Origin of the sequence: Phyllobacterium ifriqiyense (assembly GCF_030817885.1) — a bacterium.
Taxonomy (GTDB): Bacteria; Pseudomonadota; Alphaproteobacteria; order Rhizobiales; family Rhizobiaceae; genus Phyllobacterium; species Phyllobacterium ifriqiyense.
The window spans coordinates 1,950,605-1,971,121 of the sequence record NZ_JAUSZT010000003.1; the positions used below are offsets into that span (position 1 = coordinate 1,950,605).

The 20,517-nt window shown below is 54.0% G+C and carries 20 protein-coding genes and 1 pseudogene; 17 read left to right on the forward strand and 4 right to left on the reverse strand.

What is annotated here, in order from left to right:
• Both QFZ34_RS17115 and QFZ34_RS17120 read left to right on the forward strand, forming a co-directional pair.
• Positions 1-1,776 (forward strand): acyl-CoA dehydrogenase family protein, encoded by a 1,776-nt coding sequence (locus QFZ34_RS17115; RefSeq protein WP_307283284.1) that lies wholly within the window; start codon positions 1-3, stop codon positions 1,774-1,776.
• 10 nt (positions 1,777-1,786) lie between these two features.
• Positions 1,787-2,539, forward strand: coding sequence for a crotonase/enoyl-CoA hydratase family protein (locus QFZ34_RS17120; protein ID WP_307283287.1), 753 nt, complete (start codon positions 1,787-1,789; stop codon positions 2,537-2,539).
• 5 nt (positions 2,540-2,544) lie between these two features.
• Here QFZ34_RS17120 and pdxH read toward each other — a convergent pair.
• Positions 2,545-3,157: pseudogene (pdxH, locus tag QFZ34_RS17125) on the reverse strand (pyridoxamine 5'-phosphate oxidase).
• 50 nt (positions 3,158-3,207) lie between these two features.
• Here pdxH and QFZ34_RS17130 point away from each other — a divergent pair.
• The 4 genes from QFZ34_RS17130 (at position 3,208) to QFZ34_RS17145 (ending at position 6,226) form a co-directional block, all read left to right on the forward strand.
• A complete protein-coding gene (locus QFZ34_RS17130) occupies positions 3,208-3,678 on the forward strand; it encodes an RT0821/Lpp0805 family surface protein (protein ID WP_307283289.1) in 471 nt (156 codons plus the stop codon).
• A gap of 126 nt (positions 3,679-3,804) precedes the next feature.
• A complete protein-coding gene (locus QFZ34_RS17135) occupies positions 3,805-4,713 on the forward strand; it encodes a DnaJ C-terminal domain-containing protein (protein WP_307283291.1) in 909 nt (302 codons plus the stop codon).
• 90 nt (positions 4,714-4,803) lie between these two features.
• The gene (gene fabI / locus QFZ34_RS17140) at positions 4,804-5,622 is read left to right on the forward strand and encodes an enoyl-ACP reductase FabI (protein WP_008125268.1); all 819 of its coding nucleotides are present in this window, start codon (positions 4,804-4,806) and stop codon (positions 5,620-5,622) included.
• A gap of 13 nt (positions 5,623-5,635) precedes the next feature.
• On the forward strand, positions 5,636-6,226 hold the full coding sequence (locus QFZ34_RS17145) for a histidine phosphatase family protein (protein WP_307286424.1): 591 nt from the start codon (positions 5,636-5,638) through the stop codon (positions 6,224-6,226).
• Between the two features lie 11 nt (positions 6,227-6,237).
• Here QFZ34_RS17145 and QFZ34_RS17150 read toward each other — a convergent pair whose 3' ends face one another.
• Positions 6,238-6,492 carry a DUF1344 domain-containing protein gene (locus tag QFZ34_RS17150; protein WP_115052131.1) on the reverse strand — a complete coding sequence of 85 codons (255 nt, stop codon included), beginning with the start codon at positions 6,490-6,492 and terminating at the stop codon, positions 6,238-6,240.
• Positions 6,493-6,660: 168 nt separating this feature from the next.
• On the opposite strand from QFZ34_RS17150, the gene aroC reads away from it, so the two are divergent.
• The 10 genes from aroC to QFZ34_RS17195 all read left to right on the forward strand — a co-directional run bounded on the left by aroC (position 6,661) and on the right by QFZ34_RS17195 (position 16,538).
• A complete protein-coding gene (gene aroC, locus QFZ34_RS17155) occupies positions 6,661-7,755 on the forward strand; it encodes a chorismate synthase (RefSeq protein WP_115052130.1) in 1,095 nt (364 codons plus the stop codon).
• 15 nt (positions 7,756-7,770) lie between these two features.
• Positions 7,771-8,874, forward strand: a complete 1,104-nt coding sequence (ribB, locus tag QFZ34_RS17160; RefSeq protein ID WP_115052128.1) for a 3,4-dihydroxy-2-butanone-4-phosphate synthase — start codon at positions 7,771-7,773, stop codon at positions 8,872-8,874.
• Between the two features lie 103 nt (positions 8,875-8,977).
• Positions 8,978-10,261, forward strand: a complete 1,284-nt coding sequence (locus QFZ34_RS17165; RefSeq protein WP_115052126.1) for a cystathionine gamma-synthase family protein — start codon at positions 8,978-8,980, stop codon at positions 10,259-10,261.
• An 84-nt stretch (positions 10,262-10,345) separates the two neighbouring features.
• Complete coding sequence (locus tag QFZ34_RS17170; protein WP_307283305.1) at positions 10,346-11,272, forward strand: histone deacetylase family protein; 927 nt, start codon at positions 10,346-10,348, stop codon at positions 11,270-11,272.
• 3 nt (positions 11,273-11,275) lie between these two features.
• Positions 11,276-11,530 (forward strand): exodeoxyribonuclease VII small subunit, encoded by a 255-nt coding sequence (locus tag QFZ34_RS17175; RefSeq protein ID WP_307283309.1) that lies wholly within the window; start codon positions 11,276-11,278, stop codon positions 11,528-11,530.
• 72 nt (positions 11,531-11,602) lie between these two features.
• Positions 11,603-12,442: a pirin family protein gene (locus QFZ34_RS17180; RefSeq protein ID WP_370878811.1), complete on the forward strand. Its 840-nt coding sequence runs from the start codon at positions 11,603-11,605 to the stop codon at positions 12,440-12,442.
• Entirely contained in the window at positions 12,369-12,527 is a 159-nt protein-coding gene (locus QFZ34_RS23390) for a pirin-like C-terminal cupin domain-containing protein (protein ID WP_370878812.1), read from the forward strand. The genes QFZ34_RS17180 and QFZ34_RS23390 overlap by 74 nt, the downstream gene beginning before the upstream one ends.
• A gap of 104 nt (positions 12,528-12,631) precedes the next feature.
• Complete coding sequence (gene dxs / locus QFZ34_RS17185; protein WP_307283314.1) at positions 12,632-14,551, forward strand: 1-deoxy-D-xylulose-5-phosphate synthase; 1,920 nt, start codon at positions 12,632-12,634, stop codon at positions 14,549-14,551.
• Positions 14,552-14,560: 9 nt separating this feature from the next.
• On the forward strand, positions 14,561-15,295 hold the full coding sequence (locus QFZ34_RS17190) for a TlyA family RNA methyltransferase (RefSeq protein WP_307283317.1): 735 nt from the start codon (positions 14,561-14,563) through the stop codon (positions 15,293-15,295).
• A 13-nt stretch (positions 15,296-15,308) separates the two neighbouring features.
• A complete protein-coding gene (locus tag QFZ34_RS17195; protein WP_307283320.1) occupies positions 15,309-16,538 on the forward strand; it encodes a class I SAM-dependent RNA methyltransferase in 1,230 nt (409 codons plus the stop codon).
• A 734-nt stretch (positions 16,539-17,272) separates the two neighbouring features.
• Here QFZ34_RS17195 and tldD read toward each other — a convergent pair.
• Together tldD and QFZ34_RS17205 are read right to left on the reverse strand one after the other, a co-directional pair.
• Complete coding sequence (tldD, locus tag QFZ34_RS17200) at positions 17,273-18,685, reverse strand: metalloprotease TldD (RefSeq protein WP_307283323.1); 1,413 nt, start codon at positions 18,683-18,685, stop codon at positions 17,273-17,275.
• An 80-nt stretch (positions 18,686-18,765) separates the two neighbouring features.
• Positions 18,766-19,284, reverse strand: a complete 519-nt coding sequence (locus tag QFZ34_RS17205; RefSeq protein WP_115052212.1) for an invasion associated locus B family protein — start codon at positions 19,282-19,284, stop codon at positions 18,766-18,768.
• 353 nt (positions 19,285-19,637) lie between these two features.
• Here QFZ34_RS17205 and coxB point away from each other — a divergent pair, with 353 nt between their 5' ends.
• Positions 19,638-20,507: a cytochrome c oxidase subunit II gene (gene coxB / locus QFZ34_RS17210; protein WP_307283329.1), complete on the forward strand. Its 870-nt coding sequence runs from the start codon at positions 19,638-19,640 to the stop codon at positions 20,505-20,507.
• Positions 20,508-20,517: the final 10 nt, after the last annotated feature.

The following is a 20,517-nucleotide window of genomic DNA, read 5'->3' on the forward strand; positions in this document are numbered from 1 at the left end:
ATGTACCGCGCGCCTGTCGAGGATATCGCTCACACTTTAAAAGACATCGCTGGCTTGGCCGCGGCAATGGAGCAGGGCCGTTTCGGCGATCTCTCCGGTGATCTGGTGGATGCTATTCTTGAAGAGGCAGGAAAATTTGCAAGCACACGCGTTGCACCTTTGCTTCAGGTCGGCGATAAGCACGGTACTCCGCTCAAAGATGCTGAAATCAGCATGCCACCCGGTTGGAAGGACGTTTATCAGGAATGGGTTTCCGGCGGATGGAACGCCCTGACCGGCAAGGAAGAGTTCGGCGGCCAAGCTTTGCCCATGATGCTGGCTATTGCGACATTTGAAATGTGGAACTCGGGGTCGATGGCGTTTGGCATCGGGCCGACACTGACCCTGGGGGCGATCGAGGCGCTGGAAGCGCACGCCACCGAAGAATTGCAGCAGACCTATCTTCCCAAGCTTGTTTCCGGCGAATGGATGGGCACGATGAATTTGACCGAGCCACAGGCGGGCTCCGATGTGGGTGCATTGCGCACGCGTGCTGAACGCGCCGATGACGGCACCTATAGGATCTTTGGAAGCAAGATTTTCATCACCTATGGCGAGCATGATCTTACCGACAATATTATCCATCTGGTCTTGGCGCGCTTGCCCGACGCTCCCGCCGGAACCAAAGGCATTTCGCTGTTTCTGGTGCCCAAATATCTTGTCAACGAGGATGGCTCGCTTGGAGCGCGCAATGATGTGTTTTGCAGCAGCATTGAGCACAAGATGGGTATCCATGGCTCGCCTACATGCACGATGATTTATGGCGATGGCTTTGCAAAGGGCAGTGAACCCGGCGCCATTGGCTGGCTCATCGGCGAGGAAAATCGTGGCCTTGCCTGTATGTTCACGATGATGAACAATGCCCGCCTTGCGGTGGGCATTCAGGGCGTTGCCGTTGCCGAAGCTGCCTATCAGAAAGCGCTGACCTATGCTGAGGATCGCCGCCAGATGCGCGCGCCCGGCTGGAGCGGTGAAGGCATGAGCCCGATCATCGAGCATCCGGACGTGCAGCGCAATCTGCTGACAATGAAAGCTCTCACAGGCGCCGCCCGCTCTATCTCCTACGCCTGCGCTTTTGCCTTGGACATGGCAAAAACGGGCACCATTGAGGAAGCCCGCTATTGGTCTGACCGAGCAAATTTGCTCACGCCAGTAGCCAAGGCCTTCTCAACTGATATCGGAGTCGATGTCGCGTCGATCGGCATTCAGATTCATGGCGGTATGGGCTTTATCGAAGAAACTGGCGCGGCCCAGTTTTTGCGTGATGCGCGGATTGCGCCGATCTATGAAGGCACAAACGGAATTCAAGCCATTGATCTTGTGCAGCGAAAGCTCGCGCTTGGCGGTGGCCAACATATCAAGGGCTATATAGACGAGCTTCGCACCATTGCCGATGCAGTTGCGGCTTCAAACAATCCCATTTTGGGAGAGACGGCAGACCGGTTGCGGGCCGCATTGAACGATTTGGAAGCTACAAGCATATGGTTGCAGGAGACATTGGCAAATAAGCAGATCAGCGAGGCACTTGCCGGTGCAACGCCCTATTTGCGCCTGTTCGGCTTGGCCGCAGGAGCGACCTATCTGGCGAAAGGTGCGCTGGCAGGTGGCGATGATCGTCACAAGGTACTGGCGCGATTTTTTGCGGAAAACCTTCTCAATGAAACCGTCGCTTTGAAAGACCGTGTCCTCAATGGCGCAGCCAGTATGCTCGGCGCGCGCTCCGCTCTCAGCCTTTAAGGAAAGCCTCATGTCAGAACATATTCAGGTCGAACGGCAAGGTGCTGTCCAGATCATCCGGTTCAACCGGCCGGAAAAGAAAAACGCGCTCACCCGCGCCATGTACGCTGCCATGACAACAGCCTTGGTAGAAGGTGATGGCGATGCAGATATTCGGGCAAATGTGTTTCTTGGTACTCCCGGTGCATTTTCTGCGGGTAATGACTTGCAGGATTTTATGGCTTTTGCCATGTCGGGGCAGATGGGCACTGAGGTGTTTGATTTTCTCATTGCCTTGGCCAATGCAACAAAGCCGCTATTGGCGGGTGTCGATGGACTGGCGATAGGCATAGGATCAACGATCCATTTCCATTGCGATTTGACGTTTGCGACGCCGCAATCTTTGTTCAAGACGCCATTCGTTGATCTGGGTCTTGTTCCCGAGGCAGCATCAAGCCTTCTTGGTCCGGCACTAATGGGGTCTCAGCGGGCATTTGCTTTTCTTGCCAATGGTGATGGATGGAGTGCGGCTGAAGCAAAGGATGCCGGACTGATCTACAAGGTCGTTGAGGCTGCCGATCTGGAAGCGACTGTTTTGAAAGCCGCAACCGATATCGCTGCCAAGCCACCGGAAGCAATGCGAATAACCCGCGATCTTCTGCGCATGCCAAGGGAATCGGTAGTGGAACGCATGCAGCTTGAAGCAAAGCACTTCAGCGAGCGATTGCAGGCCGACGAGGCCCGCAATGCCATGGTCAATTTCTTCTCGCGCAAGAAGCCTTGAGAAACTTAGGGATAAAGCCTCTCTTTACCCCAATCGCCTTCCGGCGTTGCACGGCTGAAAACGACACGATCGTGCAACCGGAAGGGCCTGTCGTGCCAGAACTCAATTGAAGTTGGACGAATACGAAAGCCTGACCAATATTTTGGACGGGGAATTTCGCCAATCGCATGGCGAGCCGTATATTCGGCGACAGCTTTTTCCAAAGCAAACCGGCTTTCAAGCGGGCGGGACTGTTTTGAAGCCCATGCACCAATGCGGCTGCCGCGTGGGCGTGTTGCATAATATGCGTCGGCTTCTTCGTCGTTCACGATCTCAACCGGTCCCCGAATGCGAACCTGCCGCCGCAAGGTTTTTCCAATGAAAACACATGGCTGCCTTCATGGAGCCAAGGATTTCAACGCCCTTCTGGCTTTCGAAATTGGTATAAAAAACAAAGCCTTGGGTGTCGAAGCCCTTGAGAAGAACCATGCGGACATTAGGCAACCCATCCTTATCGACTGTTGCAAGCGCCACGGCATTGGGATCGTTTGGCTCGGTTTTTACCGCATCCCCAAGCCATTCATTGAAGAGTGCGAATGGTTCGGATTTTTCGGTGAAGTCATCGGTTGTTAACTTCATTTAATCCATAGTCCCATAGTCATTTCGGATTGACCTTGTTAAAGAGAGGTATGTGTTTGGCGTTTCTATCATCTGATAGCAAGAAGTTGGTTGCAAAAAAACAGCAAGGTTTCGGTGCCCTGAGTGGGTTCGCTGCCGGTGTTTTCGTTTGCATGCTCTCCGGTTGCGCCATGAAGGATTTCAGTATCGAGAAAGCTGTTCCCGACAAGGCGACCATAACCGGTTCTGTCGCCTCTGCACAGCAGGTGGACCCGAAGAGCTCTTCCGATCAGACGACGATACGCAATATTGTTTCGGCGCTCAATTTTACCCAATGGGGCAGCAAACCCTTGCCATGGTCTAACCCGGAAACGGGTAGCCAAGGCACCATTACAGCAATTGCCGAGAAAAAGGATGATACCGGCCTTTGCCGTGAATTCCAGACATCGCGCGAATCATTTGATGGTGTAATGCTCTACAAGGGTGAGACCTGCATGCAAAATGGCGGCCAGTGGGCGTTGAAGTCCTTTGCCCCTATGTAATGCGGGCAATTTGAACTTTGATGTTCTTTTTTGAGTTTAAAAATCTGGAATTTCTTCCTATTTAAGCCCATATAGGCAAAAAGCAATCTGACAACCTGTTCGCATGTCGCGAGGAAGGGCACTCACATGCGCGATCCATATACCGTGCTGGGCGTCGCCAAAACGGCAAAACCAGACGAAATAAAATCGGCGTTCCGCAAGCTCGCCAAGAAATACCATCCTGACCAAAATCAGGATGATCCCAAAGCGCAAGCAAAATTTTCGGAGATCAATCAGGCCTATGAAATTGTCGGCGACAAGGAGCGCCGCGGCCAGTTTGATCGGGGTGAAATTGATAGCGAAGGCAAACAACGTGCTCCGCAAGGCTTTGAAGGCTTTTCAAGCGGTGGCGGAGATCCGTTTGCAGGCTTTGGTGGCAGGCAACGCCCCGGCAATTTCGAGTTTCGCAGTGGAACATCCGGCTTCGGAGCCGAGGATATTTTAAGTAGCCTGTTCGGCGAGACAGCTGGCATGGGCGGCCCACGCCGTGCCGGTCCCCGTAAAGGGGCTGATTTGCAGGCGACAATCGACATTACTTTGGAGCAGGCTGCCGGTGCTGAGAAAGTCGAGGCTGTGTTTCCGAATGGTAAGCGACTGGCGATCAAACTGCCTGCACAGGTGGAAAACGGACAAACGATTCGTCTCAAAGGGCAGGGCGAAGCCGTTCCGGGTGGTACATCTGGTGACGCTTTGGTCACAGTCCGCTTTAAACCGCACGCAAAATTTCGAGTTGAGGGTCGCGACTTGCATGTGGAATTACCTGTAAGCTTGCGCGATGCTGCCCTTGGGTCGCGTCAGGAAGTTGAGACTTTAAGTGGCCGTGTAGCAATGAAAATCGCTCCCTGGACCAGTTCTGACCGTGTTTTAAGGCTGAAAGGCAAGGGGTTGCCTAAAAAACCTGACGGTCATGGCGATCTTTTCGCGCATGTTCGGATCATGCTCCCCGAGGGTGGAGATCCGGCGTTAGAGGCATTTTTACGTCAATCGGAGGTTTGAAAAACCAAATCCACGGTGACAGTGTGCTTGAAGCCCGGCGCGGGCTGTGCGATACCGCACACAATCATAAGTCTCATGAAGGGTTGGTATATGACCGCCAAAACTGGTTTGATGCAGGGTAAACGCGGCCTGATAATGGGTGTCGCCAATAATCGGTCGATCGCCTGGGGCATCGCCAAGGCAGCGCATGATGCCGGCGCCGAACTTGCGTTCACCTATCAGGGCGATGCGCTGAAAAAGCGTGTTGAGCCGCTCGCGCAGGAGCTGGATGCGTTTTTGTGCGGCCACTGCGATGTCTCGGATGCTTCAACAATTGATGCATGTTTCGAAGCTCTCGAAAAGCACTGGGGCAAGATAGATTTTCTTGTTCACGCAATTGGGTTTTCTGACAAGGACGAGTTGACCGGCCGTTACGTTGACACGTCTGAAGCAAACTTCACCAAGACCATGCTGATCTCTGTCTATTCGCTGACAGCAGTCGCCAAGCGGGCAGAAAAGTTGATGACGGATGGCGGTTCCATTCTCACGCTGACCTATTACGGCGCTGAAAAAGTTATGCCGAATTACAACGTTATGGGCGTTGCGAAAGCTGCTCTTGAGGCAAGCGTAAAATATCTGGCTGTTGATCTTGGCCCGGATAATATTCGCGTTAATGCGATTTCTGCAGGCCCGATCAAGACGCTTGCCGCTTCCGGTATCGGCGACTTCCGCTACATTCTCAAATGGAACGAGTATAATGCGCCATTGCGCCGTACCGTTACGATTGAGGAAGTCGGTGACGCTGGACTTTACTTCCTTTCGGATTTGTCACGCTCTGTCACAGGCGAGATACATCATGCTGATAGCGGATATCATGTCGTAGGCATGAAGGCCGTCGATGCCCCGGACATATCAGTCGTCAAGGATTAATCTCAAAGTGAACTTGCCTGACACGATTATCTATTTCTCGCGTCACGGCGAGACGGACTGGAATGTGTCTGAACGCATTCAGGGACAGGAAAACATCGATATCAATGCGCGCGGCCGGGCTCAGGCAGACCGCAATGGTGATTTGATGAAGTCCCTCATCGGCGATGGTGAGGGATTTGATTTTGTTGCCAGCCCATTGCGGCGCACGCGCGAGACGATGGAGCGGATACGAACGCGGATGGGCATTGATCCGCATGATTACCGCACTGATCCACGGCTTATGGAAGTGAGTTTCGGCGATTGGCAAGGCTTTATGATCGAAGACATTGCTGCCAAGACGCCGGAACTCGTAACGGCAAGGGCCCGCGACAAATGGAACTTCGTTCCACCTGGAAAAACCGCGGAAAGTTATGCGATTCTTGGCAAGCGTGTTGCCAGCTGGCTATCTGAAGTAAAGGGACCGACGGTATGCGTCACCCATGGCGGCTGCCTGCGCACGATATTTCAGATGATCGAAGGGCTTGACGGCCATGACGCTGCAAATCTTGCCATCACGCAAGATCACATTCTCCGGCTCGAAAACGGCAAGCTTACCTGGATGTAGAACTGCCGTCCTTATTCGGTGGTTTCTTCGATATCGGTGATGAAACGTTCCTTGTTAACAACGTCGAACATCACAGTCACCTTCATGCCTTGTTCAATGACGCTCAGATCGAATTCACCAGGCAGTTTGTAAACCTTGCCATCATCAAGCGTTATCGTGGAATTGTCCTCGTCGATTTTTGTTATTGTGCCTTGCGCATCATCAGCCAATGCACCAACGGGAAAGAGGGACGCGACAAACATAAATGCTGCAACGAAGAACCGCATCTGAGATTTCCTTTATAAACAATATCGACCGAGTAATCAGTCAAGTTAGAACGTCCATTTGTGGCAAAACAATTGCTTTTTTCGTGATGAATGAAGGAATTTGAGGGACGGGTTTGACCACAGGTGTAAACGTCCATAAAACCCCCTGATAAAATGACGGGTAGGCTCATGTCGCATAATACGTTTGGTCATCTTTTCCGTGTTACCACCTGGGGCGAAAGCCATGGCATTGCGCTTGGTTGCGTTGTGGATGGATGCCCTCCCGGCATCTCTTTTACCGAAGCCGAGATCCAGTCCTATCTGGATAAACGCAAGCCTGGGCAATCAAAATACACTACGCAGCGCCGAGAGCCCGATCAAGTGCGCGTGCTTTCCGGTGTTATGCTGCAAGAGGACGGCGTGACTCTGGTTTCGACCGGAACCCCGATCTCGATGATGATCGAAAATACCGATCAGCGTTCGAAGGATTATGGCGATATCGCCCGCCAATACCGCCCCGGCCATGCCGATTATACATATGACGTGAAATATGGCATCCGCGATTATCGCGGTGGCGGGCGCTCATCTGCGCGCGAAACGGCTGCTCGTGTTGCTGCCGGCGCAATTGCCCGCAAGGTTGTGCCCGGACTTGTCGTTCGCGGTGCCTTGGTCAAAATGGGTGTGCATTCGATAGATCACAGCCGCTGGGATTGGGCGGAAATCGACAACAATCCGTTTTTCACACCCGATGCGGGATCGGTGGATACATTCGCCAATTATCTCGACGGCATTCGCAAAGCCGGATCATCGATCGGGGCTGTTATCGAAGTGATTGCCGAGAATGTACCGGCAGGGCTTGGCGCTCCGATCTATGCCAAGCTGGATCAGGACATTGCCAGCTATCTCATGTCCATCAATGCGGTTAAGGGCGTTGAAATTGGCGACGGCTTTCACGCGGCGACACTGACCGGCGAAGAAAATGCCGATGAAATGCGCATGGGCAATGATGGGAACCCGATTTTTCTGTCAAATCATGCGGGCGGCATTCTAGGCGGAATTTCCAGTGGTGCGCCCATTGTGGCGCGTTTTGCGGTCAAACCCACTTCATCGATTCTGACACCTCGTCAAAGCATTGATGCTGATGGAAAACAGGTGGATATCATGACCAAGGGCAGGCATGATCCTTGTGTTGGCATCCGGGCAGTTCCCATTGGCGAGGCAATGGTTGCCTGTGCTATCGCTGATCACTATCTCAGACATCGCGGCCAGACCGGACGCATCTAATCAAAGGACTACTCCATGGCCTATAATCAGAAACGGGTCGTCGATGCACTTCGTGCCTTCGAACGTGGCGAAATCGTCGTCGTCATGGATGATGATGGGCGCGAAAACGAAGGCGATCTGATCGTAGCGGCGGTTCACTGTACGCCAGAGAAAATGGCATTCATCGTGCGCCACACATCAGGCATTGTATGCACGCCGATGACGCGGGAACATGCAAAACGGCTTAACCTCGCGCCGATGGTTGCAGATAACGACGCGCCGCATTCAACTGCGTTTACAGTTACGGTTGACTATAAGCACGGTACGACCACCGGTATTTCGGCCGAAGACCGCACCCTTACAGCGCGCAACCTGGCAAATCCCAATGCCGGTGCAGTGGATTTTGTGCGCCCCGGACATATCTTCCCGCTGGTTGCGCGTGAAGGTGGTGTTCTTATGCGGTCCGGTCATACGGAAGCAGCAGTGGATTTGTGTAAGCTGGCGGGCTTGCCGCCTGTTGGAGTCATTTGCGAACTGGTGAATGATGATGGAACGGTCATGCGCGGCCCGCAGGTTTCAGGTTTTGCCGAAGCGCATAATCTGCAGCAGGTAACCGTGGCGGATCTCATCGCATACCGCCAGCGCAAGGAAACGCTGATCGAGCGTATCGGCGAATATGAGATCGATACCTGCGCGGGAACCGCAAAAGCTATTACTTATGCGCTGCCGTGGGAGCCGATGCACCACGCTGCTATTGTTTATGGCGACATTCGTGACGGCGAAGATGTTCCAGTGCGCCTGCAGCGTGAAGATGTGCTGAGTGACGTTTTCGGCGCCCGCAACACACTTGATAGCATTATGAATCGTATCGCCGAAGAAAAGCGTGGCGTCATCGTTTATCTGCGCGAGGGCTCTGTGGGTGTCGGCCGAGATGATGACCGCAACCGTGCTTTGCTACAAGAACGTGAAGCGCATGCCGAAGCCCGTGTGCGCGACGAAGAGTGGCGGCAAATCGGACTTGGTGCGCAGATATTGAAAGATCTGGGCATTACATCGATTCGGCTTTTGGCGTCACGTGAGCGTCATTACGTGGGTCTTGAGGGTTTTGGCATCCAGATTACCAAAACCGATATTATTTGATTGCTTTTCTACAATTGCGAAGCCGGCGGCATATTTGCAAGGAATAGTCGCCGGCTTTGCTGTAACCTCGCTGCGAAACGCCACGCTTAGCGAGGAAAGCATTATGACTGCACCCCATCCTTCAAAGACGCATATTGGTAACCACGAACTGCATCCGGAAACCTTGATGCTGAATTACGGTTACGATCCCGAACTGTCGGAAGGGGCGGTTAAGCCGCCCGTATTTCTCACCTCCACATTTGTCTTTAAATCGGCAGAAGAGGGACGCGATTTTTTCGATTTCGTCTCCGGTCGCCGCGAGCCGCCAGCGGGCACCGGCGCTGGTTTGGTCTATTCCCGCTTCAATCACCCAAACAGCGAAATCGTCGAGGATCGGCTTGCCGTTTATGAGCGGACCGAAAGCTGCGCCTTGTTTTCGTCGGGTATGTCAGCAATTGCCACGACATTGCTTGCTTTCGTTCGACCGGGCGATGCAATCTTGCATTCGCAGCCACTCTATGGCGGAACCGAAACGCTGCTGGCCAAGACATTTCTCAATATGGGCGTCGCTGCCATAGGGTTCGCCGATGGTGTTAATGAGGCATCTGTTCAGAGTGCCGCCGATGAGGCTATGAAAAAGGGCCGCGTTTCGGTCATTCTTATTGAGACGCCTGCAAATCCAACCAACAGCCTGGTTGATGTCGCGATGATCCGCCGTATTGCGGAAGCGATCGGCGAAAAGCAGGGCCACCGTCCTGTCATCGCCTGTGACAACACTTTGCTTGGTCCCGTATTTCAACGGCCAATCGAACACGGAGCAGACATCTCGCTCTACTCATTGACCAAATATGTCGGCGGTCACTCCGATCTCATTGCGGGCGCTGCCCTCGGCTCCAAAGCGGTGATGAAGCAGGTAAAGGCGCTGCGTGGCGCCATTGGAACGCAACTTGATCCCCATTCCTGCTGGATGCTGGGTCGTTCGCTCGAAACTCTCAGCATCCGCATGGAAAAAGCGAACACCAACGCGTTGGCGATAGCTGACTTTTTGCGCGACCACCCAAAGGTCGAGAAGATCCACTATTTGCCTTATCATGCTCCGTCATCGCCGCTGGGCAAAACATTCGCCGCGCAATGTACAGGTGCAGGCTCGACTTTCTCGTTTGATATTCTTGGCGGGCAACCTGCAGCCTTCAAATTCCTCAATGCATTGCAGATACTGAAGCTCGCCGTCAGCCTTGGCGGTACGGAATCGCTCGCCAGTCACCCTGCGACGATGACCCATTCCGGCGTGCCAATTGATGTGCGCCAGCGCATCGGTGTTCTGGATTCTACCATTCGCCTATCCATCGGCATTGAGCATCCGGATGATCTGATTGCCGATCTGGCTCATGCCTTGAGTGAGGCATAAAACATAAAATCCCAGGTAGGGCTTGTGTAACTGCAAGGGGCTGTGCAGATTTGCATGGCCCCCTTTTCTTTACCCGGAAGCCCTATGGTCACACGTCTTTACACTCATCCGATTTATCTTGAGCACTTGACGCCTGCAGGCCACCCAGAACGGCCGGATCGTTTGCGCGCGCTTGGCAAAGTATTGGACGATCACGCATTTGATGGGTTGGACCGCGTTCAGGCGCCCATGGGCGACGAAGCGACCATTCTTTATGCCCATCCAGAAACTTATCTGGAACGCGTTCGCATGACGATACCGCAACAGGGGCTCACTCGTGTCGATTCTGATACGACTGTTAGTCCAAAGAGCTGGGAAGCAGCGCTTTCAGCGATTGGTGCGGCCAATGCTGCGGTTGATGATGTGTTTTCCGGCAGGGCGGATAATGTATTCGTGGCGTCACGGCCCCCGGGCCATCATGCCGAACGTGACAGGGCGATGGGGTTCTGCCTCTTCAACAATGCCGCTATCGCTGCCCGGCATGCGCAAAAGGCCCATGGTATTGCGCGCGTGGCGATCGTTGATTGGGACGTGCATCATGGCAATGGTACACAGGATATATTCTGGGAAGACTCATCCGTGCTTTATTGCTCAACGCATCAGATGCCGCTTTATCCGGGCTCCGGAGCCAAAAGCGAAACAGGCGTCGGCAATATTGTCAATGCGCCGCTTGATCCGGACACTGGCAGCGAACATTTCCGCGAGGCGTTCAACACACGTATTTTGCCGTCGCTCGACGCATTCCAGCCGGAGCTGATTATTGTCTCCGCCGGGTTTGATGCGCATCATCGCGATCCTCTTGCGGAAATAAACCTGAATGAGGATGATTTTGACTGGGCAACCGGCAAGCTTATGGAAAGAGCTGGGAGCTACGCATCAAACCGTCTTGTCAGTCTTCTGGAAGGCGGGTACGACCTCAAGGGTATGTCGCTCTCCGCAGGCGCACATATCAAACGCATGATGGAAGGATGATAAATGGCCGATACACCGAACAACACCGATATCGCTGCCATGAGTTTCGAGCAGGCGCTCGATCAGCTGGAAAAGATTGTTGATGATCTGGAACGCGGCGATGTGCCGTTGGAACAGTCAATTCGAATCTACGAACGCGGTGAAGCGCTCAAGAAGCATTGCGACGCCCTGTTGAAATCCGCTGAAGACAAGGTGGAAAAGATCAAGCTTGGCCGTGACGGTCAGCCGGTGGGTACAGAGCCGCTCGATCCGGAGTGACACCAGCGCAGGCTGTTCACCTTGTAAATGAGCAGCTATGATTAGGACTGTAACAGTCTGGAGCTGCCTCCCATGAGCTTTTTCCCCGGTAACGATCCTGAACCTGGTGATGCCATCGCCGTGGATTCAATCGAAACCTTGATCATACCCCGCACAAGCGACATTGGCGGCCTGGAAGTTCGGCGTGCATTGCCGACCGCCAAGCGACGGCTGGTTGGCCCATTCATCTTCTTTGATCGCATGGGCCCGGCAATCCTTCGCCCGACCGACCCGCTGGATGTGCGCCCGCATCCCCATATTGGTCTTTCAACAGTTACCTATCTTTTCGATGGCAATATTCGCCACCGCGATAGTCTTGGCACGGAAATGGTCATCAAGCCCGGTGACGTCAATTTGATGACCGCGGGCAGGGGCATTGTCCATTCCGAGCGGTCCCCTGAAGAGTTACGTACGCAGCCGCTGCCCATATCGGGTTTGCAGACATGGCTCGCCCTCCCGGATCATCTGGAAGAAATTGACCCCACCTTTGCCAATACCGAGGCGAGCCGACTACCCGTGCTTCAAGAATCGGGGCTCGACGCACGCGTCGTCATGGGCCAGTTTCATGGCGCAAGTTCCGGCGTTAAGCAGCATGCCGAAACGCTTTATGTCGATATTCGCCTGGAAGCTGGCGCGCATATCCAGATTCCCGCCAATGCGGCCGAGGAGCGTGCCATATACACGCTGGATGGACCCGTCGAAATTGCGGGGCAAATCTTTCCGGCAGACCGGCTTCTGGCGTTCCGTCCGGGCGACGAGATTATCATTTCTGCTCCGCAAGGCGCACATTTCATGCTGTTTGGCGGCGCTACCCTATCGTCCCAAGCGCTATATCTGGTGGAATTTTGTCTCTTCGTCGAAGGAGCGTATTGAGCAGGCGAAAGAAGAATGGCGAACTGGCCGCTTCGATATCGTACCGGGCGACGAAGAAGAGTTCATTCCTTTGCCTGAAAATTGACGTGAGCCTTCGTTAAATCCGGCTGCTTGCCGGTTCTGGGGATTTGCTCTAGGACAACAGCTCGCATCCGGTCGATTTCTGACGCTAAAACTGGAATTTATAGAGTGAACAACAAGCCTGAAACGCCATTATTGGATCGCGTGACCATTCCTTCACAGCTGCGTGCTTTGCCGGAATCCGACCTTCCGCAATTGGCACAGGAGCTTCGCACAGAACTGATCGAGGCTGTGTCGACGACAGGCGGGCATCTTGGTGCAGGTCTTGGCGTTGTTGAACTGACTGTCGCCTTGCATCATGTTTTCGATACCCCGCATGACCGCATCATCTGGGATGTCGGTCATCAGGCATATCCGCACAAGATTTTGACCGGGCGGCGCGATCGCATCCGCACGCTGCGGCAGGAGGGCGGGCTTTCCGGCTTCACCAAGCGCAGCGAAAGCGAATACGACCCGTTTGGCGCGGCGCATTCCTCCACGTCGATTTCGGCCGGCCTTGGCATGGCTGTGGCCAGTGACCTTGCGGGCATAAAGCGCAATGTTATTTCTGTCATTGGTGATGGCGCCATGTCCGCCGGTATGGCTTATGAAGCGATGAACAATGCCGGTGCGCTGGATGCACGGCTTATCGTTATCCTTAATGATAATGATATGTCGATTGCTCCGCCAACCGGTGCGATGAGTGCCTATCTTGCCCGTCTTGTCTCCGGTCGTGCCTATCGTTCTTTCCGCGAAACGGCCAAGCAGCTTGCAAAGAAACTGCCAAAATTCCTGCAGGAGAAAGCCCGGCGCTCGGAAGAATATGCCCGTGCCTTCTGGACGGGCGGAACAATGTTTGAAGAGCTGGGCTTTTATTATGTCGGCCCCATTGATGGTCACAATCTGGATCATCTGCTGCCGGTACTGAAAAATGTGCGCGACACGATGGACGGACCTGTCCTTATTCACGTGGTGACGCAGAAGGGTAAGGGCTATGCCCCGGCGGAAGCTTCTGCTGACAAATATCACGGCGTGAACAAGTTCGACGTTATTACTGGCGCACAGGCAAAGCCCCCGGCAAATGCGCCAAGCTATACCAAGATTTTTGCCACCAGCCTGATTGAGGAAGCCCGCCATGATGACAGGATCGTCGCTGTCACGGCTGCCATGCCTGGTGGAACGGGACTTGATCTGTTTGGCGAAGTGTTTCCCGACCGTACATTTGATGTGGGCATTGCTGAACAGCATGCGGTTACTTTTGCGGCAGGTTTGGCGAGTGAGGGTTTGAAGCCTTTCGCGGCGATTTACTCAACCTTCCTGCAGCGCGGCTATGATCAGGTTGTGCATGATGTGTCATTGCAAAATCTGCCGGTACGCTTTCCCATTGATCGCGCCGGTCTTGTAGGAGCCGACGGAGCCACTCATGCCGGTTCTTTCGATACTGGCTTTCTCGCTGCGCTTCCCGGCTTTGTCGTTATGGCCGCCTCGGATGAGGCGGAACTACGTCATATGGTGCGTACCGCTGCTGAGTATAATGAAGGCCCGATTTCGTTCCGCTATCCACGCGGCGATGGTATCGGTATCGACCTCCCAGAGCGAGGGAGCATTCTCGAGATCGGCAAGGGACGCATTGTCCGTGAAGGAAGCAAAGTTGCGCTTCTATCCTTTGGTACGCGGTTGGCCGAGTGCTTGATGGCTGCCGATGAACTCAATGCGGCGGGACTTTCAACGACTGTCGCCGATGCACGCTTTGCCAAACCGCTGGATGAGGATCTGATCCGTCGTCTGGCCAGAGAACACGAAGTGCTCGTGACAGTTGAAGAGGGTGCCATTGGCGGTTTTGCCTCCCATGTCCTCCACTTCCTCAGTCGTGATGGTCTTCTCGATCAGGGATTGCGCGTTCGCACATTGACGCTTCCGGATATTTACCTCGATCATGCCAAGCCCGAAGTGCTTTATGCCCGTGCCGGTCTTGATAGTGCTGGAATTGTGGAAGCGGTGTTTGGTGCACTTGGACGTAACCATATGGTTGCGCCTGCCCGTGCCTGAATTCAATTGATGCGCCTCGATCAACTTCTGGTGGAGCGCGGGCTCTTTACCACGCGGTCGCGGGCACGAGACGCTATTATGCGCGGTACTGTCACGATTGATGGCTCTGTCGTTTCCAAACCGGGCACTGCGGTGGCTGAAACCGTAGTGATTGCAGTCGATGATCCCGCAAGTGCTTATGTTTCCCGTGCAGCATTGAAACTTATTGCAGCACTGGATCATTTCGCCATTGCTGTAACAGGAATTGCTCTGGACATAGGTGCCTCAACCGGTGGTTTCACACAGGTCCTGTTGGAGCGCGGCGCGCAGCATGTGATTGCGGTTGATGTTGGAACAGCCCAGCTTCATTCTCGCATCGCCTCTGATCCGCGTGTTACTAACCTTGAAAATCTCAATGCGCGTGCTCTTGCGCGTGACCATCTTGAGGGCCGGAATATTGATCTGGTTGTCTCGGATGTAAGCTTTATTTCCCTAAAGCTGGCTTTGCCCCCTGCGCTCGATCTGGCCGAAAATGGCGCTCATTGTGTGCTGCTGGTGAAGCCGCAATTTGAGGCTGGCCGCGATGCAATTGGCAAGGGCGGCATTTTGCGCAATCCAGAGGATGGGATTCGCGTCGCAAATGATCTAAGAGACTGGTTGGATCAATTGCCGGGCTGGAAAGCATTGGGGCTTTGCCCTTCACCCATAGAGGGTGGCGATGGCAACCGTGAATTTCTTCTGGCCGGTATTAAAAGCAAAAACTGAAAAGACAAGATCAATGAGCACGCGCGTAACAATCGAACGGATGGGCGCCGGGGGCGACGGCATTGCTGCCACGGCCGCTGGCAGCGCCTATGTGCCATTTTCCCTGCCGGGAGAGGTTGCCAACGTAGCCTTGGAAAACGGTCGCGCCACGATGATGGCCTTGATCGAACCATCACCGGAGCGGGTTGCGCCCGCATGTCGGCATTTTGAAGAGTGCGGTGGCTGCACATTGCAGCACTGGCAGGATAGCGCTTACCAGGAATGGAAAAGATCGCTGGTCCAAGATGCACTTGGCGGCAGGGGACTGCTGTTCAAACTTGAACCGCTTGTCACTTGCGCACCACAGACGCGCCGCAGAACGGTATTTGCCGTGCGTACCAGTGAGCGGGGAGCCGTGCTGGGCTTCAATAAACATCAAAGCCACGAATTGATCGACATTGCTGAATGCCCGATCACGGTGCCAGAGATTGTATCCCGCCTTGATGATCTGCGCGATCTCGTTGCGGTTTTGGGCGGGGGCATGAAGCTGTTCAAGCTCACTGTGACGTCAACAGCATCCGGCCTTGATATCACCGCTTCCGGATGCGGCGCGCCCGATGCTGCAAAGCGGCAGGCACTAACGGCACTGGTCATCAAAAAGGATTTTGCGCGCCTCTCTTTTGAAGGTGAGATCATTGTCGAGCCGCGAAAGCCGCTTGTCCATTTTGGTAAAGTACCAGTGTTCTTGCCGCCGGGCGGGTTTTTGCAAGCTACCGCTGAGGCAGAAGAAGCCATGTGCAATCTGGTAGCCGGGCATCTTGCCAAGTCGAAAAAGACATTGGATTTATTTTGTGGTTCCGGCACTTTCGCTTTTAGAATGGCGGAAAAATCTTCCGTCCATGCGGTAGAGAGCGATCAGGGCGCTGTTGCAGCAATTGATCGCAGTGTCCGTTTTGTACAGGGATTGAAGCCGGTTAGCGTCGAGCGACGTGATTTGTTCCGTCGCCCGTTTCTGGCGCGTGAACTTGCACCATTTAATGGTCTCGTTTTTGACCCGCCCCGCGCCGGTGCCGAAGCACAGGCAATCGAAATCGCCAAATCATCGGTTTCAAAGGTGGCTGCGGTTTCCTGTAACCCGGTTACTTTGGCACGGGATCTGAGCATTCTCGTCAAGGGGGGATATAAGATTGATCGCGTTGTGCCGGTTGATCAATTCCTCTGGTCGTCACATGTGGAAGCCGTGGCTTTGCTTAGCAAGAAATAGGTTGCGAGTTACTCGCTCTGATCTCGATTAACGGCCCGGCCATAAGAGTTTATTGACTGCATTTGAGTTGATTGTGGTTCGCCCCTCAGGCAAGCTCAAGAGCGCGCAAGGGGGGCATTGATGTAATGCGTGGTTCGACAAGCTCACCATGAGGGAAGTTTTGTGGGTTGCAGCGACAACTTGCTAGCGTTGCAATAGTTGCAAGAGTTGACTCCCTGCAATCAAACCACCTCCCTCATCCTGAGCTTGTCGAAGGACGCACTTAGCTTGTGCAAATCAGACTTTCCAAAAATAATCTCGACAAACTTATCCAACAGCTCTGGCACTGAATTATTCTGTTCCTGTCCTTCCCGCGGGGAACAGCTTCCGGAGCCGTTCGAAGTTTGGGGAAGGATGGGCGCCTCCGATGGCGGGTTACGGACCCGCCATCCGGGGACGTTCTGTCCAAGGGTTCCCCTGCCGTTACTAGGAACGGGGCGTGCTGGACGAGCACTTTAAGGGGCGCAAGGCTAACGCATGGCGCGCCGCAAATGGCACTCCTTGGGTAGCCGAGGCCTCCCAAGCGGAACGGACAGAATGCAAAATCGCCGAACGGGCGGTCTTCGGATCGCTTAACCTACTACAAAGACGCGCTTCGATGACCGCCCGTCTTTCCCACCATCTCAATAGCCAGACGCAAAAGCGGGCGTGGCAAGGGATCGCCACACCCGCGTTCTTTGAATCGATTGGGAAGATTAAACCAAGGTTCCGCCTACGGTCATCTGGTCCATGCGCAAATGGGGCTGGCCTACGCCAACAGGCACCCATTGACCGCCTTTGCCACAATTGCCGATACCGGTATCGAGTTGCAAATCATTGCCGACCATCGATATTCTCTGCATCGCGTCAGGGCCATTACCGATAAGCATTGCACCTTTGACAGGCGCGCCAATTTTCCCGTTTTCGATCGTATAGGCTTCGGTACAGCCGAAAACGAACTTGCCTGACGTTATATCAACTTGCCCGCCACCGAACGACACCGCATAGATGCCTTTTTTCACGGATGCGATAATCTCTTCAGGCGTTTTATCGCCGCCGAGCATGTAGGTGTTGGTCATGCGGGGCATTGGCGCATGGGCATATGATTCGCGCCGTCCATTGCCGGTAGGTTGCATGCCCATCAGCCGCGCATTCTGGCGATCCTGCATATAGCCGACAAGAATACCGTCATCGATCAGCACGGTCTTGTTTGTCGGCATTCCTTCATCGTCAACGGTAAGCGAGCCGCGGCGTTCCGAAATCGTACCGTCATCGACCACTGTTACGCCTTTGGAAGCCACTTGCTGGCCAAGCAGACCGGCAAACGCAGATGTCTTTTTTCGGTTGAAATCACCTTCGAGGCCGTGACCCACGGCCTCGTGCAGCATGACGCCAGGCCATCCGCTTGAAAGAACGATATCGAACGTACCGGCTGGAGCTGGAATGGCTTCAAGGTTGACCAGCGCCTGACGCAGTGCTTCATCTGCAGCATATTGCCATTTATCGGTGGCAATGAATTCGCCAAACCCCTTGCGTCCGCCAGCGCCATAAGTGCCGCTTTCCTGCCGGTCACCACTTCCCACGACAACCGAAACATTCAGGCGCACCATCGGGCGAACATCGCGAACGAAATGGCCATCGGCCCGCAAAATCTCGACTTGCTGCCATGATCCGGCTAGCGACACGGAGACCTGTCGAACTTTGGGGTCTTTGGCACGCAGATAGGCGTCGATTTCCTGCAGCAATTTCACCTTGGCTTCAAAGCCGGGTGACCCAAGCGGGTTTTCGTCGCTGTACAGGCTGCTATTGGTTCCGGGGGGCGCGGCCGTATATGCGCCGGCATAGCCGGTCGTGACCGCAGAGGCAGCATCGGCAGCGCGCTTTAGAGCGCCCAGCGACAGTTCGCCAGCATGCGCATAACCCACCGCGTCACCAGCCACAGCGCGAAGCCCAAAACCTTGATCTTGATTAAACGAGCCGTTCTTCAACCGGCCATTGTCAAAGACGAGACCTTCCGATTCGCGATACTCGATGAACAATTCGCCATCATCAGCGCCGTTCAGCGACTGCTTGACAGTATCCAGAATTTTTTCGCGAGGTGCATCGAAACTATCGATCAGGCTTTTCATTATATCCGGTCCGGTTTCATTTGGGTGTACCGGATGTAAGCCTTCGGGCTGCGCGCGACAACCGCTATCTTAAGGAAAGATCAGGGGAGGGCGTCGAAGCCTTCGCCGAAACCGTTGAGCTCCACCGGAATGCCGATACCCTCTTCAGGCGTCTGGAACACGATGAAGGTTGCAGCCTTGCCGGTTTTAAGGGTTTGAACCAGCTGTTCTTCCAAAATGACTTCCGCGTAACAGCCATCTTCAAAGCAGCGCACAAAATAAGCGCGGCCAATATCCTTGCCGTCAACATTAAGACCAAGACCATTGGGAAGGAGAACGCCCAGCGGAGCAAGGACGCGCAATATTTTTGCTTTGTTGTCGGCGGTTTTCAGCACCACCACGGAAAGACCCATTTCGGGACGATCTGCAGCAACAACGTTCTGGATGAGCGCGCATTGTTCGGATTTTGCGCCTGCCGGCGTATCGCAAAGAATAGACCAGGCACCGTGGGTTGATTTGACAGTCCCGCTTTGCGGCGCTGCCAGTGCGCTGCCGGAAAGGGCAGTCAGGGACAGGGCAAAAATACCAGCAGCTATATTGCGAAGGGCTAAAATGGACATGGTGGCTCCAAAACGAATCATCCAGACGTTAGACCGCCGGGAACCGGATGAAAAGAATGCTGCACGAACACTCCCCAAGGTATGACAGCCAATCTTGTGTTGTAATGCAAAAATGGCTGCATTGTGGGCCTCCTTCATACTTATCCCGGAAAATGGTGAGCTAGCGTTAAAAAATCGCAACTTTCATAGGTTGGCGCATTTCGATGACAAGCTGCGCGCAAAAATGCCGCATGAGATCACGTTCGCCTTCCTTGCGATGTAGGCTAATGTGTGGTTTGAACGCGACATGCGACCGGGCCTCGAACGTCCGGCATTAACGTATGGAACTGATGCTTCATTCGGGAGATCTCTAGGTGAAGAAGAATATTGTCAAGCTGGCCGGTGTCCTGGGTAGCTTCCTGAGTGCCGGTACGGCCATCGCGGCGCAACCAGAGCCATGGCAAATGACATTCCAGCCAGCTGCATCCGGCATTATGGAGCAGATCGTCTGGTTTGAGCACTATACGCTGTGGTTTATCATTCCAATCACGATTTTTGTGATGATATTGCTGGCCTGGGTGATGTTCCGCTATCGCGCCAGTGCCAATCCCGTTCCGTCAAAGACGAGCCACAATACTGCAGTTGAGATCGTCTGGACTGTCGGTCCTGTCGTTATTCTTCTTTTCCTTGCCATTCCATCATTCCAGTTGCTGACGGCGCAATATTCGCCTGAAGATCCCAAGCTGACGATCAAGGCAACGGGATACCAGTGGTACTGGGGCTACGAATACCAAGCCAATGAAGCGCCGCTTTCATTTGATTCGCTGATTCTCAAGGATGCCGACCGCGCAACTGCAGGTAAGGCAGACATCAAGGCTTATCCGCGGCTCTTGGCTGTGGATAATGAAATGGTCGTTCCGGTGAATACGACTGTTCGCATCCTTGCGACTGGCGCTGACGTCATTCATGCTTTCGCAATGCCTGCATTCGGCGTGAAGATCGATGCTGTACCGGGTCGCTTGAATGAGACCTGGTTCAAGGCTGACAAAGAAGGCCTCTATTACGGCCAGTGCTCGGAAATCTGCGGCAAGGATCATGCTTTCATGCCTATCGCGATCCGTGTCGTATCGGAGCAGCAGTACAACGCATGGTACGCGGCCGCTGGCAGTGATTTGCCGGGAGCCTATAAGACACTCGCTGCATCAATCGATGATGGCAAGAATATCAATGTGGCTGGCAACTAAGTCAGCTGCG